Genomic DNA, 15,882 nt, shown 5'->3' with positions numbered 1-15,882 from the left:
TCGTAGGTGTATATATGACTAAAGCTGCAATGAATAGATTTCTTAAAGAATTCCCGGTTGCCTTGAATGATGGTACAGGATCAGTTTTTATTGGGGCTGGTGTATCAATGGCCGCAGGTTATCCTTCATGGTCTGAATTGCTGGAAGAAATAGGTGAGGAATTGGGCGTTAGTTCAAAAAATGTTCACGATCTTGCTGCGTTAGCTCAGTGGAGTATCTTGGAAAACGGCAGTGCAACACGTGTTCGCGAAGTCATAAAAAATAAAATTAGTCCTGATAAGCCCATCCCGGATACAGTCGAAGTCATTGCCAGACTGCCAATTCGTCATATCTGGACTACTAATTACGATCGTTTAGTTGAGCGAGCATTTCAAGAGATTAACCGTCCACTTGAACCAATAGCAGGGGCTGAAAATCTTTCTCTAAAGTCGACATTTGGAGCATCGCGTTTATATAAAATGCATGGTTCAATTGATAGAGTGGATGACTTAGTTATATCGACCGATGATTATGAACTTTTCCGTTCAAAAAGAGGAGCGTACCTTCCCCTTTTTCAAGCTCACTTGACAAGTATGTCAATGCTTTTTGTGGGAATTAGTTTCTCTGACCCAAATATAAAACATGTCTTATCTTTAATTCGTGAAAATTTCAAAGATGCACCCCCAGAACATTTTGCAATAGTTCGCCCTCCGCAGCAAACTGACTTTACCTCTGAAGAGGAATATAAAGCACGTTTTACTCAACACACTTTGTGGGCAAAAGATCTTAAACGATACGGTTTACAAGTTGTCGAGATTGAGAACTATGATGAAGTACCTGAATTACTACGAAAGGTGGAGCGTCGAGTTGCAGCAAAGCGTATTTGGGTTAGTGGAAGTTGGCCTATCGAACATGGCGGAGAAGAAGCATCAAATATTCACGCTCTCGCAGAAGATGTTGGTCGAAAAATCGGTGAGTCGAACCGTGATTTGGTAACAGGAGCTGGAATTTTGGTAGGCTCCGCTTCAATCTCAGGTTTCCTAGCTGCCCTACGCAATGGTGGGGGCTGGGATCTTGATAGACGACTTATTGCTCGACCATTTCCTCAACCCTTGAAAGATAATAGCCCAAATGATAATGACTGGACTGCACTTAGAAATGAGCTTGCCAGACAAGCAGGGATTGTCATTTTCATAGGTGGAAGCAAATTTTTTGAGGGAGCTTTAATCCCAGCTAAAGGCGTACTGGAAGAATTTGAATGTGCCAAGGAAAGTGGAGCATTTTTACTTCCTATCGGCGCCACTGGTGGGGCTGCAAAAGTTATCTCTGAGGAGTTGTTTAGTTCAGATCTGATAACAACGGGGAGTGGGGCACAGCGTCCGTTCGATAAGGAATTGAAGCAGCTTTCTGATTCATCTTTACTTCTCGAAAAAAAGAGCCGGGAGTCTCTGGTATCTTTGATTTTCGAGATTATCGATAGGGTCACAAAATAGATTTGAAACTTTAACGGGCTCCATAATGTATGAAGCCCCAGCTAATGAGGGGCTTCATGTTTTGATGTGGTCAATACGTGGACTTGTGCAGAAATAAATCCTTTTATTTCATTGTCTTAAATCATCCTCTAAAGGCTCCTGCGGGAGCCTTTTTAATTCTGTTTGACAATCCCTCACCATTTAGTTGTATAGTACAACTAAATGGTGAGGACACAACATGCACAGCGAAACCCCGGTAGTCAGTGTTATTCGACGTTCCTCGCGCCTGATGGTGCGAGAGTTAGGTTTTATGGGGTCTACCCTGGCCTCAACGAATTACTCGCCTTCGGCCGTCCATACTCTGGTCGAAATTGCTCTACGCAAAGAGATGACGGCGAGCCAGCTGGTGCAACTGCTGGGCCTGGAAAAGTCCAGCGTCAGCCGGATGCTGGCTCGCCTGATTGCCGCAGGCGAACTCGAGGAAGTCATTTCTGCTGAGGATGCGAGAGCAAAGAGCCTCAGGCTGACCGCGAAAGGTCACGAGACGGTCAGCAAAATTAATGCCTTCAGCAATGAGCGCGTGGTCACAGCAATAAAGCGTCTTGCTCCTGCCCAGCAGCAGATCATCTCTGAGGGGCTTTCCCTTTATGCCAACGCGCTGCTGGCATGCCGCGAGGCGGGCAACGATATGCAGCCCGACGAGCTGAAGATAGTGCAGGGGTATATCCCCGGCATGATTGGCCGTATCGCGGAGATGCATGGCAGCTATTATTCGCGGGAACATAACTTTGGTCGCTTCTTCGAGGCCAAAGTGGCTTCAGGGCTGGCCGAGTTCAGTGAAAGACTGGAGAAGCCCTGTAACCAGATTTGGCTGGCAGTACTCAACGACAAAATTGTCGGCTCGGTGGCAATCGATGGCGAGGATCTGGCGCCGGGTGAAGCCCATCTTCGCTGGTTTATTCTTGATGATGGCTGCCGGGGACACGGCGTGGGGAAAAAACTGCTGAATGAAGCGATGCGGTTCTGCGACAGTGTCGGTTTTTCTGCCGTGCACCTCTGGACATTCAATAAGCTGACCGCCGCCCGGTGTCTGTACGAGTCGTTTGGGTTTACGCTGGTAAAAGAGTGGGAAGGCGACCAGTGGGGGAGCCTGATTACAGAGCAGCAGTTTACCCGGTACAGAGGCGCGTAATCGCCGCCTTAAAAAAGGCTCCTTTCGGAGCCGCTTTGGTATCAGAACACTTTCTTGTACGGTCTGACCGTCACTTTTGCATACACACCCGCTGCAACGTACGGGTCTGCGTCAGCCCAGGCCTGAGCGGCTTCCTGGGATTCAAATTCAGCAATAACCGTGGAGCCGGCGAAACCGGCAGCACCCGGATCGTTGCTGTCTACTGCGGGCATGGGGCCAGCGGTCAGTAATCGGCCTTCATCCTGAAGCAACTGCAAACGTGCCAGATGCGCAGGGCGCACAGACTGGCGTTTTTCGAGCGAATCAGCAACATCTTCAGAGTAAATCACGTAAAACACGGCGAAGCTCCTTAACCGGTAAAAGTGTCAGTTACGTTATGTGAAAGGGCAAACGACTGCAATGTAAAATAAAAACAATGTTAATACCCTGATCTAAATGCGCCTTTTTTGGCCTCTCAGGCGCTAAAGTTGCGCCAGAGCAAAGTGTCTTATTGAATATGATTGCTATTTGCATTTAAAATCAGGGTTCGGTTTTTTAACGTTGATGAATATGACTTCGATGACCCTTGATTTACCTCGCCGCTTTCCCTGGCCGACGCTGCTTTCTGTCGTGATTCACGGTGCCGTTGTGGCGGGTCTGCTGTATACCTCGGTTCATCAGGTTATTGAAACGCCCGCGCCCGCGCAGCCGATTTCCGTGACGATGGTATCGCCAGCGGATCTTGAACCGCCGCAGGTTGCCCCTCCGCCGCCACAGCCGGTGGCTGAACCGGAGCCAGAACCCGAACCCGTTCCGGAGCCACCGAAGGAAGCCCCGGTGGTGATCCACAAACCTGAACCGAAGCCAAAACCTAAGCCGAAGCCAAAGCCGGTGAAGAAGGTTGAGGAGCGTCCGAAACGCGAGGAACGTCCGGTTGAACCGCGCGCGACCCAGCCGGTCGAAAATGCAGCGCCTTCACGTCCGGTGATGAACAATACGGCAACGACGTCAAAGCCAACGGTTACCGCGCCAGCGGGCCCGCGAGCCGTAAGCCGCAATCAGCCTCAGTATCCGGCGCGAGCTCAGGCCTTGCGTATTGAAGGCCGTGTACGGGTGAAATTTGATGTCACTGCGGATGGCCGCGTGGATAACGTGGAAATCTTATCTGCGCAACCTTCTAATATGTTTGAGCGCGAAGTGAAATCTGCCATGCGCAGATGGCGCTATGAGCCAGGCAAGCCGGGTAGCGGATTGATCGTCAATATTGTTTTCCGCCTGAACGGCGGGGCGCAGATGGAATAAAAAAAGCCTCCGAAAGGAGGCTTTTTTTTGCCTGTCGATCAGGCCTGTGGAAGTTGACGAGGTTTACCCTCGCTGTCCACAGCGACATAAATAAACAGCGCTTCAGTGGCCTTATAACGTTGCCCAATCGGCTCAGAAGAGACTTTCTTCACCCAGACTTCGATGTTGATGGAAATGGAGGTATTACCGCGTTTCACGCAGCGCGCGTAGCAGCAAACCACATCACCCACCGCAACCGGGCGCAGGAAGGTCATGCCGTCCACTCTCACGGTGACCACGCGCCCGTGGGCAATCTCTTTTGCCAGAATTGCGCCGCCCATATCCATCTGCGACATCAGCCAGCCGCCAAAAATATCGCCATTGGCATTGGTGTCAGCGGGCATTGCCAGTGTGCGTAAAACCAGTTCGCCCTGAGGGGCGTTAGTTGTTGTCATTGTTTTAACTCGTAACGGAAGACTTCAGGCGGGATGCTACTATGATTCGCGTGCGGAGAGAATAGACCAGAACGCCCGTCGTTGACGTTCTGGTCAGTCAGTAATCAGTGGTTGTCGTCCTGCGGCATATGACGATAGATGTATACACCGCTTAACAGCGTGAAGATAAGCGTCAGCGCAGTCAGGCCAAAGACCTTAAAGTTGACCCAGATATCCTGCGGCAGCCAGAAGGCGATATAGATATTAGCGAGACCGCAGAGAATAAAGAAGATTGCCCAGGCAGTATTCAGACGCGACCAGACTGCCTGCGGCAGCGTGAGTTCTTTACCTAACATGCTCTGGATAAGGGGCTTTTTCATGAACCATTGACTGAACAGTAATGCTGCTGCAAACAACGCATAAATAACAGTCACCTTCCACTTAATAAATTCAACATCATGCAAGGCAATGGTCAATCCACCGAACACCGCCACTAAGATGAACGTAATAAGCGCCATTTTTTCGACTTTGCGATAGCGAATCCAGCTATAGATCAGCACAACGGCGGTCACAACGATTAATGCTTTTGTTGCAGCAAAAATGTCGTACAACTTATAGACAGCGAAAAACACCGCGAGCGGTAAAAAATCAAGAAACTGCTTCATTCTGTGATTCCATCTTCTAGGCGGGGCGGGAGACACCGATGCCCCCCGCCTCGGGATTACTGACGAATTAACATATACAGGCGGAACAGATAGACGAGCAGTACCGCTGAAATGAGATTGCTCAGCGTATTCGCCACCACGGCGCCAACATTAGGCGTTAAAACCGCAAAATTCGGCGCAAACAATAACAGCAGCGTTTTGGCCAGCAGCCAGCCGATCACGGCGGGCGCCACCAGACGCATATTAGCCCATGCCAGTCTGATGCTGCTGCGCATCGCGGTAAAAATACCCATCTTATCCTGCACGACCATCACCGGGGCAAATGAGAGCACGATAGCCAGTAATACACCCGGCACCACGACCAGCATAATCCCCATCTGCACCAGCAGGGTGGTCAAAAAGATCAGGATAAACAGCTTAGGTAAGACCGGCGCGCTGGCACCAATCGCCCGTAAGGCGCTGACCCGGTGACCTGCCGATACCAGCTGAATCATCAGCAAAACGCCGCCCGCCAGAACCGCATTACCAATCAGGCCTGAGAACGTGGACGCGGCAGAAGCGCGCAGCAGAATTTGCTGCTGCTCCGGCGTCATGTTTTGCACCAGCTCAAACAACCCCACGCTACCCGCAAGATGGTCGCCCTGGCTCAGGCTGGCAATCTGTTCTTCACTCGGTGAGAACGCATGACCCAGCACCACCGTGATAAAGGCGCAAAGCAACGCGATCAGTAAAAAGGTAATGAACTGATTGCGGAAAAAGTTTCCCGTGTCACGGTAGACAGACTTCGCCGTGATAGACATGCACTCTCCTTGAGTATTGCAGGTGTTAATTAGCCGGCAATTGTACACCGGATGCACCTGCTGTGGCAGCATCAAGGCTTGTATGGAAAAGCATATCTTTGTAAAGCGGCGGTAATCCAACGCGGGCGCGGGCGCGGTTACAGGCTTCGTTGACCTGCCCATCTTCCCCCGACATGGCAAATTCCCGGCACGGGCTGGGGCGATCCTCATAGATGGAACAGCGGGTCGCGACCCCAGGCTCACCCTGTAGCGCCACACAGCGGGCCTGCTTTTGGTTCGTGCCGCTCATGCAGCGCAGAAAGGGTGTTAACTGCTCGGTAAGATGAACCGGAACGGTACCGCCGCCATCGCTGGCTTCGGCCCAGTAGAAAGAGACTCGAAAATACGCACAACAGGCTCCGCACGTCATGCACGGGTTAATATCACTCATGGCACACCTGCAAAAGAAGAACGCATCAAATCAACTTGTGAGAGCGATAAATTATCCAGCCGCCAGAGGAAGAGCAAGAGGGGGAAAAGGGAAAATTTTGTAACCGTGAAATGCCAAAAATTGACATGGAAACAACTTATTGGTTTTGGATGCGTAACAAAAAATTAATCCAGATCAATGAATGTTAAGTTACTGGTTTTAATGTGATCTGTGGCAGATCACTTATTACCCTTTTGTGAGTATATTCTCATCCGCGATTAAAACCACAACGATGGAGCGGATATGAAAAAATTAGCGGTGGCAGCCCTTGTATTAAGCAGTCTCTCTGGCGGCGCGTATGCGCATGAAGCAGGCGAATTCTTTATTCGTGCCGGTTCGGCTACGGTTCGCCCAACTGAAGGATCGGATAACGTGCTGGGAATGGGCGGTTTTAACGTCAGTAATAACACCCAGTTAGGTTTAACCTTTACCTGGATGGCGACGGATAACGTGGGCGTTGAGCTTCTGGCCGCAACGCCGTTCCGTCATCGCGTCGGTTTAGGACCAACCGGTGATATCGCCACGGTCCACCATTTACCGCCAACGCTGATGGCGCAATGGTACTTTGGCGACTCAAGCAGCAAGGTGCGTCCTTATATTGGCGCCGGTGTAAACTACACCACCTTCTTTGATGAGAAATTCAACGATACCGGTAAAGAGGCGGGTCTGACGGACCTCAGCCTGAAAGATTCGTGGGGCATGGCGGGACAGGTCGGTCTGGATTACCTGATTAACCGTGACTGGCTGATCAACGCCTCGGTCTGGTATATGGATATTGATACGGACGTACGCTTCAAGGCGGGCGGCCAGCAGCAAAGTATCAATACTCGCCTGGATCCGTGGGTGTTTATGTTCTCTGCGGGTTATCGTTTCTGATCCCCCGTCAAACTGGCCACAGGGTGGCCAGTTTGCTTTGCTCACATCAAAACGACGGATAAACCGGCCGCTCATCAAGCTTTACGCAGTGCCTCAGGATCGTTTCCCCATCATATAAATAGCTGAAAGCGTCGCTGGACAGGGAATGGAAGAGAATATCGCCGTTGGCAAACGGGATAATTTCGGTGTCACCCGCACGTTTATGTCCCGCGCCGGTTTCAAAATGACCGTGCCACCGTTCCTGGGTATGGTCATAAACGTGCAGAATAACCTCGACAAGTCCTCTTTGCGGACAATTAAGGCGCAGGAAGGTAGAAGAGAAATTCAGGGACAGCGCATGGAAGGGAATCAATAAGGCGAAAACCAGTAAAGCTCGTAAATACATCAAACCGCGAAAACCTCCTTCAAAAGGGAAATGAGATTTTACTTAAGTCAAAAATCACGTTTTTGCCGTGGATCAAGATGTCTTATAATTCAATACGATAAAGGCCCCTGACGAGGCCCTTAACGATCATTTTTGAATCAGATAGCGAATGGTTGGGCCATCCTGCTGGATATCCAGCACCGTATAACCGTGGTTTTTCGCATCCAGCGGTATGTTGTTGATGGACTGCGGGCAGTCGCTGACTACCTCCAGAATTTCACCTTTCTTAAGCTGCGGCAGCGCTTCAAGCGTAGCCACCGCCGGATATGGACAGGGCTCGCCAACCATATCCAGACGATAATCAGGCACAATCTCTTTCATGCTGCATTCTCCTGCGTTTTTGTTTTAACGCTCGCACGGCGGAAGAAACGTCTCTCCTGTGCGACGACCAGTAAAAAAGCGACCAACAGCAAGGCGTAGGTGACGAGGAGGCCGCCGAGAGGCCCGAAGGTATTCAGCAGGTTGACCTTGTCCCAGCTGGTGGCCAGGACGGGAGACACGTCATCCCAGTAGTACGCCAGGATCGTCGAGCCAATCACATTTCCCAGACCCACCCACCAGTAGTGAACCTGACCTTCTACGGCGCGATACATCCAGCCGGTTTCACACCCGCCAGCCAGCACGATCCCGAAGCCGAACAGCAGGCCGCCAATGACCGCGTTAGGACCGGCCCACATGATTTTTGGTTCGACGCCCAGTTGAACATAGCTGAAGATGCCGATGGCGCTGACCGCCATCCCGGCGATAATCGCTTTCGCCATCATCGTGCGCCCGGTGATCCACATATCGCGAAACGCGGAGGTAAAGCAGATCTGCGCGCGTTCAATGAGCAGACCAAAACCCACACCGAACAGCATCGCCAGACCGAGCTTAGGTTGGTTCAGGGCGGTGCAGAGCGCCCATGCCACCATGGCGAAAAAGACCAGCATTCCGAGGCGAAAACGGCGGCGGGCCTGAGAGGGCTTCTGGGTTAACGGAGATGCTGCGCTGACTTTTGTCATTTTCACTGGAATACGAAACAGCGGCAGCAGGGTGAATTTTGCGCCAAAGTAAGAGCCGATGGCCGTGGCGACGGCAAAGAACCAGGCGTGAAGCGAAAACTGCGGGATCCCGGTAAAGAAGGCGGCAAGGTTACACCCCATCGCCAGACGCGCGCCGAATCCGGCAATCATGCCGCCGACAACCGCCTGCACAATGCGGATCCGGCTTTTGGGCATACGCAACTTAACGTTGTTTGCCCACAGCGCGGCAGCGAAGCAGCCGCCGAACATGCCGATGATCATCATCCCGTCAATACGGGTGAGCGGCGTACCGTCGAGGTGGATGAGCTTAAAGTATCCCCACTCTTCGGCGTGCACGCCTGTGAGCTGCAGCAGCTGTCCACCCCAGCGGGTAAACTCGCCGGTCACGGCCCAGAAGGTACCGGTAATGCCAAAATAATAAGTAGAGAGAATGCCTGCCGCGATAACGGCCGGAACGGGTGACCAGAACTTAACCAGGTAAGCCTGTTTGAAGGATTGCCATGACATGAATAAGCCTCTGAACTCAGAAGGATTAAAGATAAAAAAGAGTCCAGATCATACGCTTACATGACGGTTTGAAAAGCCATTCACACCGAAAATATCGAAAGGATCAATTTTAACGTCATCCTTTGTTGATGGCGGGGAATAAAGGCTAACCGTCTGGCAGGGATGCCAGACGGTGGAGGGGTCAGGCTTTACGCGTCGCTGCCTTCATGGCGGTTACAAACGCCTTCAGCTCGGCCAGCATCTGCTCGGGCTTGTCCACGTTCTTCTCGATGATCTTCACAATCGCAGAGCCGGAAATGGCACCCGCAGCCTTCGCGTCAATCGCCGCGGTGACTTGATCCGGAGAGGAGATCCCGAAGCCCTGCAGCGGCGGTGCGGCATGGTACTCGGCCAACTTCTCTACCAGATGATGCAGCGGCAATGCGGCCTTATTCTCGGCACCGGTCACGCCTGCGCGGGAGAGCAGGTAGGTGTAACCGCGCCCGTAAGAGGCAATCTGGCGCAGCAGCTCATCGTCCGCGTTTGGCGGGCAGATGAAAATAGGGGCGACATTATGGCGCATCGCAGCCTGGCGGAACGGCGCGGACTCTTCAACCGGCACGTCGGCGACCAGAACGGAGTCGACACCCACGCGGGCGCACTCGGCGTAAAACTCATCGATACCGCGGTTGAACACCAGATTGGCGTACATCAGCAGGCCAATCGGGATAGTGGGGTGCTTCTGACGGATCGCCGCCAGCATCTCGAAGCACTGGGTCGGCGTAACGCCTGAGGCAAATGCGCGCAGCGTCGCATTCTGGATGGTCGGGCCATCCGCCAGCGGGTCAGAGAACGGGATCCCCAGCTCCAGCGCATCGGCACCGGCTTCAATCAGGGTGTCGATGATCTTCAGCGACTGTTCAGGGCCCGGATCGCCCAGGGTGACGAAGGGAACGAACGCGCCTTCCTGGCGGGATTTCAGTTCTGCAAATACGTTATCGTAGCGTTCCATCAGATTTCCCCTCGTGCTTTCAGAATATCGTGAACGGTGAAGATATCTTTGTCACCGCGTCCGGAAAGGTTGACCACCAGCAGCTGTTCTTTTTCCGGATTGTCTTTCATCAATTTCAGCGCATGGGCCAGAGCGTGTGAAGACTCCAGCGCCGGGATGATCCCTTCGCTGCGGCACAGCGTTTTGAACGCTTCCAGCGCTTCGTCATCGGTAATGGAGACATAGTCCGCACGACCGGTGCTGTTCAGATAGGCGTGCTGCGGCCCGACGGATGGGAAGTCGAGGCCAGCAGAGATAGAGTAAGACTCTTCAATCTGGCCTTCATCGGTCTGCATCATCGGGGATTTCATGCCGAAGTAGATCCCCACGCGGCCATGCTTCAGCGGCGCGCCGTGTTCACCCGATTCAATGCCGTGACCCGCAGGCTCGACGCCAATCAGACCCACGCTGGTGTCGTCGATAAAGTCTGCGAACATACCGATGGCGTTAGATCCGCCGCCGACGCAGGCGATGACCGCATCCGGGAGACGACCCTCTTTTTCGAGGATCTGTGCTTTGGTCTCTTCCCCGATCATGCGCTGGAACTCACGCACGATGGTCGGGAACGGGTGCGGGCCCGCCGCGGTACCGAGCATATAGTGCGCGGTTTCGTAGCTGCCGGACCAGTCGCGCAGCGCTTCGTTACAGGCATCCTTCAGCGTCGCGGAGCCGCTGTGCACCGGGATCACTTCCGCACCCATCAGACGCATACGGAAAACGTTTGGAGACTGACGCTCAACGTCTTTCGCCCCCATATAGATGCGGCATTTCAGACCGAGCAGGGCGCTGGCGAGCGCCGAGGCCACGCCGTGCTGGCCTGCGCCGGTTTCGGCGATGATTTCGGTTTTGCCCATACGCTTCGCAAGCAGCGCCTGACCCAGCACCTGGTTAGTCTTGTGTGCGCCGCCGTGCAGCAGGTCTTCACGCTTAAGATACAGCGTGGTTTTCGTGCCTTCCGTCAGATTGCGGCATTTGGTCAGGGCCGTTGGGCGGCCTGCATAGTTTTTCAGCAGGTCGGTAAATTCGGCCTGAAACGCCGGATCCTTCTGCGCGCTGACAAACGCTTCTTCCAGCTGGCGCAGCGCGGGCATCAGGATTTGCGGGACGTACATCCCGCCGAACTCACCAAAATACGGGTTAAGTAATGTCGTCATCTTCTCTTCCTTAATATGCACGCAGAGTTTTAAAAACCGAGGCCAGTTTGCTGGCATCTTTACTACCCGGCTGGGACTCTACGCCTGAATTGAAATCGAGGCCTGCGCAGCCGGTTTTCGCGGCTTCTACACAGTTGTCCGGGCTTAAACCGCCCGCCAGCAGGACGTTGTCCAGCTTTTCACCGTTCAGCAGAGACCAGTCAAAACGCTGGCCGGTTCCGCCCTGGCCGTTATCGAGGACGTATTTATCCACGTGGTTCAGGTTACGCGGGGGCAACGTATCGTCAACGCGTTGCGCTTTCCAGATCTGTACCTGCGGTGCCAGCGTGGCGCGCAGGGCATCGATATAGGCCTGATCTTCATCGCCGTGAAGCTGCACCGCGCTCAGGGATAACGCGTCGGCTTTTTCAACCACCTCTGCGATATCTGCATTGCGGAACACGCCAACATAGCTGAGCGGAGCCGCGGCGATGACCTTACGCGCCTGCTCTTCGCTGACCGCGCGAGGGGAGGAATCCACAAAAATCAGCCCGCCGTAAATCGCTCCGGCTTCATACGCGGCCTGGGCGTCCTGTTCGCGGGTTAAGCCGCAGACTTTGTTTTCACCCAGCAGCACGCGACGTACTGCCGCATTGAGATCGTCATGTTCCATCATGGCGGAGCCAATCAGGAAACCGTTGGCGAAGTGGCTCAGCTCGCGCACCTGGGCGTAGCTGTTAATGCCGGATTCGCTGATCACCGTGACGCCAGATCCCAGACGCGGCGCCAGCTGGCGCGTACGGTTCAGGTCAATGGACAGATCACGCAGATCGCGGTTATTAATGCCTACCACTTTGGCTTCCAGCGCAATCGCACGCTCCAGCTCCTCTTCATTACTCACTTCGGTCAGCACGCCCATTTTCAGGCTGTGCGCGACGGCAGAGAGCTGGCGATACTGCTCGTCGTCAAGCACCGAGAGCATCAGCAGGCAGGCGTCAGCCTGGTAAAAGCGCGCCAGCCAGATCTGATACGGGTCAATGATAAAGTCTTTGCACAGGATCGGCTGCGGCGCGATGCCGCTGACGATCGGCAGAAAATCGAAGCTGCCCTGAAAATATTTCTCATCCGTCAGCACGGAGATGGCTGACGCATGATGCTTATAAATGCCGGCAATACGCGCCGGGTCGAAATCGTCACGGATAACGCCTTTAGACGGAGACGCTTTTTTGCACTCAAGAATAAACGCGGTGCGCGCACCCTGCAGGGCGTCATAGAAACGACGGCTGCTCGGGACGACGTCATTCTGAAAACTGGCAAGCGGCTGCTGTTGCTTGCGGGCTTCCACCCAGATGGCCTTATCGGCAACGATTTTCGCTAAAACGGTCTGCATTCTTTACCCTCTTGCCGCAAGTGCGGTAACGCGATCGTAAGCTGCACCGGAGCGCAGTACATCCAGAACTTTTTGAACGTTGGCCTTCAGGTCTTCCTCGCCGTGCAAACGCATCAGCATGGCGACGTTGGCGGCAACGGCGGCCTCATGGGCGACCTCTCCCTTACCTTGTAATAAGCGCGTCAGAATGTCACGGTTTTCTTCCGGGGTACCGCCGGCCAGCGCTTCCTGGTGATACGGAGTTAAACCAAAGTCAGCGGCTTCGAGCTGGTAGCTCAGGATTTCACCGTCGCGCAGTTCGGCTACCAGCGTCGGCGCATGCAGTGACACTTCGTCCATTCCGCCGCTGTGCACCACGGCGGCACGCTGGTAACCCAGCACGCGCAAGGTCTCGGCAATCGGCAGGACCAGTTCCGGACTGTAGACACCGATCAGCGCCAGCGGCGGATGGGCCGGGTTGATCAGGGGGCCGAGCACGTTAAACAGCGTGCGGGTTTTAAGCTGCTGACGAACCGGCATTGCGTGGCGGAAACCGGTGTGATACTTCGGCGCAAACAGGAAGCAGACGCCCAGGTCATCCAGCGCTTCACGGGAACGTTCGGCGTTCATATCGAGATTAATGCCGAATGCCGCGAGTAAATCAGACGAGCCTGACCGGCTGGACACGCTGCGGTTACCGTGCTTCGCCACTTTCAGGCCACACGCTGCGGCCACAAAGGCGCTGGCGGTTGAAATATTGATACTGTTGCTGCCGTCACCGCCGGTGCCGACGATATCGGCAAACGGATAGTCCGGACGCGGGAACGGGGCGGCATTTTCCAGCAGGGCCGTGGCGGCACCGGCGATCTCCTGCGGGCTTTCACCGCGGACCTTCATGCTCACCAGTGCGGCTGCGAGCTGTTCCGGCTTCAGCTCACCGCGAACCACGGCGGAGAAGAGCTGGTGGCTCTCCTGCTGGCTCAGGGTTTGCGCCTGATACAGTTTTTCCAGAATCGGCTGCAGGGTGTTGGTCTGCTCCAGCTTCTGTAACGCCCAGTCGAGTGTCTGCTCCAGCAGGCGGGCACCGTGGGAGGTCAGGATGGATTCCGGATGGAACTGCATCCCGCAGACGCGATCCGCGTCGTGACGTACCGCCATCACCATCCCTTCAAACGAGGCGTTGATCGTCAGCCCGGCGGGAATGTTGCTGCCGACCAGCGAGTGGTAGCGCGCGACCGGGAGCGGATTCGGCAGCCCGGCAAACATCGCCTGGCCGTCATGTTCAATGCTGGACGCTTTACCGTGGAGGATTTCACCTGCCTGGCCAACGTAGCCGCCATAGGCTTCAACAATCGCCTGATGGCCCAGGCAGATGCCGATAATCGGCAGCTTGCCGCGCATACGGGTCAGCAGCTCTGGCATACAGCCCGCTTCGCTCGGCGCGCCTGGCCCCGGAGAGAGCATCAGCACCGGGTTTTGCATGGTGGCCAGACGGTCAATCAGGGTTTGCGCCGGTACATGGTTACGATAGATAACGACGTTATGGCCATTCGCACGCAGCTGATCTGCCAGGTTGTAGGTAAAGGAGTCGATATTATCGAGCAGCAGAATGTCAGCCATCAGAAAATCTCCTGTGCGTGGTGTGCGGTAGCAATGGCGCGAAGGACCGCACGGGCTTTGCTGCGCGTTTCGTCAGCTTCAGACTGCGGAACAGAATCAAGAACAATCCCGGCACCCGCCTGGACGGTGGCAATACCGTCTTCAACATAGGCGGAGCGGATCACGATGCAGGTATCGAGGTCACCATGGGCGGTGAAGTAACCCACCGCGCCGCCGTAGCTGCCGCGACGACGCCCTTCGGCGGCGGCAATCAGCTGCATAGCGCGCACTTTCGGCGCACCGCTCAGGGTGCCCATGTTCATGCAGGCGCGGTAGGCGTGCAGCACGTCGAGGTCCTGGCGCAGCTCACCGACCACGCGGGAGACCAGGTGCATCACGAACGAATAGCGGTCGACTTTAGTCAGGTCCGCCACGTAGCGGCTGCCTGGGGTGCAAATACGAGCCAGGTCGTTACGTGCCAGGTCAACCAGCATCAGATGCTCGGAGAGCTCTTTATGGTCGGTGCGCATTTCCAGCTCGATACGGCTGTCGAGATCGCGATCCAGCGAGCCGTCTGCGCGACGTCCACGTGGACGGGTTCCGGCGATCGGGTAGATCTCAATCTGGCGGCTGGCGGCGTCATATTTCAGCGAGCTTTCCGGCGAGGCGCCGAACAGCGTGAAGTCGTTGTCTTGCATAAAGAACATGTACGGGCTTGGGTTGCTCTTTTTCAGCACGTCGTAAGCGGCCAGCGGAGACGGGCAGGGCAGAGAGAAGCGACGGGACGGTACAACCTGGAAAATTTCCCCGGCGCGAATCGCTTTTTGCATCTGGCGAACCACGGCACCGTACTGATCGTCGGTCTGGTTCACATCGCAGGTCATTTTTTCCACGCGCTGTACCGGCAGTGCAGGTGGCGCTTCCGTCATCTGCTGCTGAAGCTGCGCGATACGGTGCTCAAGACGGTTTTTCTCAGCGGTCGAAGGCGTGAACAGGCTGGCCTGGATACGGGTGTACTGTTTCTGATGGTCGATCACCAGCAGGGTTTCGGCCAGATAGAAGCAATAGTCCGGGCAGCGATTGCCCTGCTCGGTTTCCGGTAAATCTTCAAATCCGGCGACCAGGTCGTAGGCAAACAGCCCGCCAAAGAACATCGCTTCACGCTCATCGTGCGGAACGGTGACCAGGTTCTGCAGCAGGCGGAAGGCATCAAAGACGGAAAGGGAGCACAGGCGCGCGTCTTCATCCAGCAGCTGGCTAACCGGCGGGAAATGCAGAATGCGCATTTCTGGATGACGTTCGTTTTCGATGCCTGAAGGCAGGGCGGCATCCAGCAGCGGCAGCAGCGAGGCGCCGTTGTCTGATAAGGCCTTGATTGTGACAGTGTCACCTAGGGCGGTAATGCGCAACGCGCTGTCGACCAGCAGCAGGCTCTTGAGATCGTCCTTGCTGTCAATGTCCGCAGATTCCAGTAGCAGCGTAGCCGGGCGAGCCCCGCACACCTGATGAAACAGCGCGGTCGGGTTGTGGCGATAGGCCGCCTCGCAGGTCAGCAATTCAAGATGGGGTTTGGCTGTTTGCATGTTGGTGTTCTCATTTATTCTGTTCAAAAAAAAGCCCGCTGGGTAGCGGGCGGGTATCTGTTTGCATT

Annotated in this window: 17 protein-coding genes and 1 other annotated feature (1 of these 18 running past the window's edge); of the genes, 4 read left to right on the top strand and 13 right to left on the bottom strand. The window is 54.6% G+C overall.

What is annotated here, in order from left to right; genetic code table 11:
* The first annotated feature begins 14 nt into the window (after positions 1-14).
* Complete coding sequence (locus ACMGGU_RS11200) at positions 15-1,472, top strand: SIR2 family protein (protein WP_420300555.1); 1,458 nt, start codon at positions 15-17, stop codon at positions 1,470-1,472.
* Positions 1,473-1,689: 217 nt separating this feature from the next.
* Positions 1,690-2,643, top strand: a complete 954-nt coding sequence (locus tag ACMGGU_RS11195; protein ID WP_420300554.1) for a bifunctional helix-turn-helix transcriptional regulator/GNAT family N-acetyltransferase — start codon at positions 1,690-1,692, stop codon at positions 2,641-2,643.
* Positions 2,644-2,684: 41 nt separating this feature from the next.
* Here the strand turns inward: ACMGGU_RS11195 and ACMGGU_RS11190 are convergent, their stop codons facing one another.
* Positions 2,685-2,981: a YciI family protein gene (locus ACMGGU_RS11190; RefSeq protein ID WP_023327637.1), complete on the bottom strand. Its 297-nt coding sequence runs from the start codon at positions 2,979-2,981 to the stop codon at positions 2,685-2,687.
* 220 nt (positions 2,982-3,201) lie between these two features.
* Between ACMGGU_RS11190 and tonB the strand changes: the two genes are divergently transcribed.
* Positions 3,202-3,924 carry a TonB system transport protein TonB gene (gene tonB, locus ACMGGU_RS11185; RefSeq protein WP_196364980.1) on the top strand — a complete coding sequence of 241 codons (723 nt, stop codon included), beginning with the start codon at positions 3,202-3,204 and terminating at the stop codon, positions 3,922-3,924.
* 38 nt (positions 3,925-3,962) lie between these two features.
* Here the strand turns inward: tonB and yciA are convergent, their stop codons facing one another.
* The 4 genes from yciA to ACMGGU_RS11165 form a co-directional block, all read right to left on the bottom strand.
* Positions 3,963-4,358, bottom strand: coding sequence for an acyl-CoA thioester hydrolase YciA (gene yciA / locus ACMGGU_RS11180; protein ID WP_008502796.1), 396 nt, complete (start codon positions 4,356-4,358; stop codon positions 3,963-3,965).
* Positions 4,359-4,462: 104 nt separating this feature from the next.
* Positions 4,463-5,002 (bottom strand): septation protein A, encoded by a 540-nt coding sequence (locus ACMGGU_RS11175; protein ID WP_126533730.1) that lies wholly within the window; start codon positions 5,000-5,002, stop codon positions 4,463-4,465.
* Between the two features lie 56 nt (positions 5,003-5,058).
* Positions 5,059-5,802, bottom strand: coding sequence for a YciC family protein (locus ACMGGU_RS11170; protein WP_033145752.1), 744 nt, complete (start codon positions 5,800-5,802; stop codon positions 5,059-5,061).
* Between the two features lie 25 nt (positions 5,803-5,827).
* The gene (locus tag ACMGGU_RS11165) at positions 5,828-6,232 is read right to left on the bottom strand and encodes a YkgJ family cysteine cluster protein (protein WP_420300553.1); all 405 of its coding nucleotides are present in this window, start codon (positions 6,230-6,232) and stop codon (positions 5,828-5,830) included.
* A gap of 282 nt (positions 6,233-6,514) precedes the next feature.
* Here ACMGGU_RS11165 and ompW point away from each other — a divergent pair, with 282 nt between their 5' ends.
* Positions 6,515-7,147: an outer membrane protein OmpW gene (gene ompW, locus ACMGGU_RS11160; protein WP_032674934.1), complete on the top strand. Its 633-nt coding sequence runs from the start codon at positions 6,515-6,517 to the stop codon at positions 7,145-7,147.
* Between the two features lie 46 nt (positions 7,148-7,193).
* Here the strand turns inward: ompW and ACMGGU_RS11155 are convergent, their stop codons facing one another.
* The 8 genes from ACMGGU_RS11155 to ACMGGU_RS11120 all read right to left on the bottom strand — a co-directional run bounded on the left by ACMGGU_RS11155 (position 7,194) and on the right by ACMGGU_RS11120 (position 15,814).
* Positions 7,194-7,532, bottom strand: a complete 339-nt coding sequence (locus ACMGGU_RS11155; protein ID WP_063621876.1) for a hypothetical protein — start codon at positions 7,530-7,532, stop codon at positions 7,194-7,196.
* A 126-nt stretch (positions 7,533-7,658) separates the two neighbouring features.
* Positions 7,659-7,892, bottom strand: coding sequence for a sulfurtransferase-like selenium metabolism protein YedF (yedF, locus tag ACMGGU_RS11150; protein ID WP_003856774.1), 234 nt, complete (start codon positions 7,890-7,892; stop codon positions 7,659-7,661).
* Positions 7,889-9,100, bottom strand: coding sequence for a selenium metabolism membrane protein YedE/FdhT (gene yedE / locus ACMGGU_RS11145; RefSeq protein ID WP_420300552.1), 1,212 nt, complete (start codon positions 9,098-9,100; stop codon positions 7,889-7,891). Before yedE ends, yedF begins: the two co-directional genes overlap by 4 nt.
* A 181-nt stretch (positions 9,101-9,281) precedes the next feature.
* The gene (trpA, locus tag ACMGGU_RS11140) at positions 9,282-10,091 is read right to left on the bottom strand and encodes a tryptophan synthase subunit alpha (RefSeq protein WP_023312082.1); all 810 of its coding nucleotides are present in this window, start codon (positions 10,089-10,091) and stop codon (positions 9,282-9,284) included.
* Entirely contained in the window at positions 10,091-11,284 is a 1,194-nt protein-coding gene (gene trpB / locus ACMGGU_RS11135) for a tryptophan synthase subunit beta (protein WP_045908896.1), read from the bottom strand. Before trpB ends, trpA begins: the two co-directional genes overlap by 1 nt.
* A 10-nt stretch (positions 11,285-11,294) precedes the next feature.
* On the bottom strand, positions 11,295-12,653 hold the full coding sequence (gene trpCF / locus ACMGGU_RS11130) for a bifunctional indole-3-glycerol-phosphate synthase TrpC/phosphoribosylanthranilate isomerase TrpF (protein ID WP_008502805.1): 1,359 nt from the start codon (positions 12,651-12,653) through the stop codon (positions 11,295-11,297).
* 3 nt (positions 12,654-12,656) lie between these two features.
* Positions 12,657-14,252: a bifunctional anthranilate synthase glutamate amidotransferase component TrpG/anthranilate phosphoribosyltransferase TrpD gene (trpD, locus tag ACMGGU_RS11125; RefSeq protein WP_008502806.1), complete on the bottom strand. Its 1,596-nt coding sequence runs from the start codon at positions 14,250-14,252 to the stop codon at positions 12,657-12,659.
* On the bottom strand, positions 14,252-15,814 hold the full coding sequence (locus ACMGGU_RS11120; protein WP_395299354.1) for an anthranilate synthase component 1: 1,563 nt from the start codon (positions 15,812-15,814) through the stop codon (positions 14,252-14,254). The genes trpD and ACMGGU_RS11120 overlap by 1 nt, the downstream gene beginning before the upstream one ends.
* A 25-nt stretch (positions 15,815-15,839) precedes the next feature.
* Positions 15,840-15,882, bottom strand: a sequence feature (Trp leader region); it runs 51 nt beyond the window's last position.

The organism is Enterobacter sp. BNK-8 (assembly GCF_048685095.1).
Lineage (GTDB): Bacteria > Pseudomonadota > Gammaproteobacteria > Enterobacterales > Enterobacteriaceae > Enterobacter > Enterobacter quasiroggenkampii.
The sequence above is the reverse complement of the archived record's forward strand: the minus strand, read 5'-3'. Positions and strand labels throughout refer to the sequence as shown.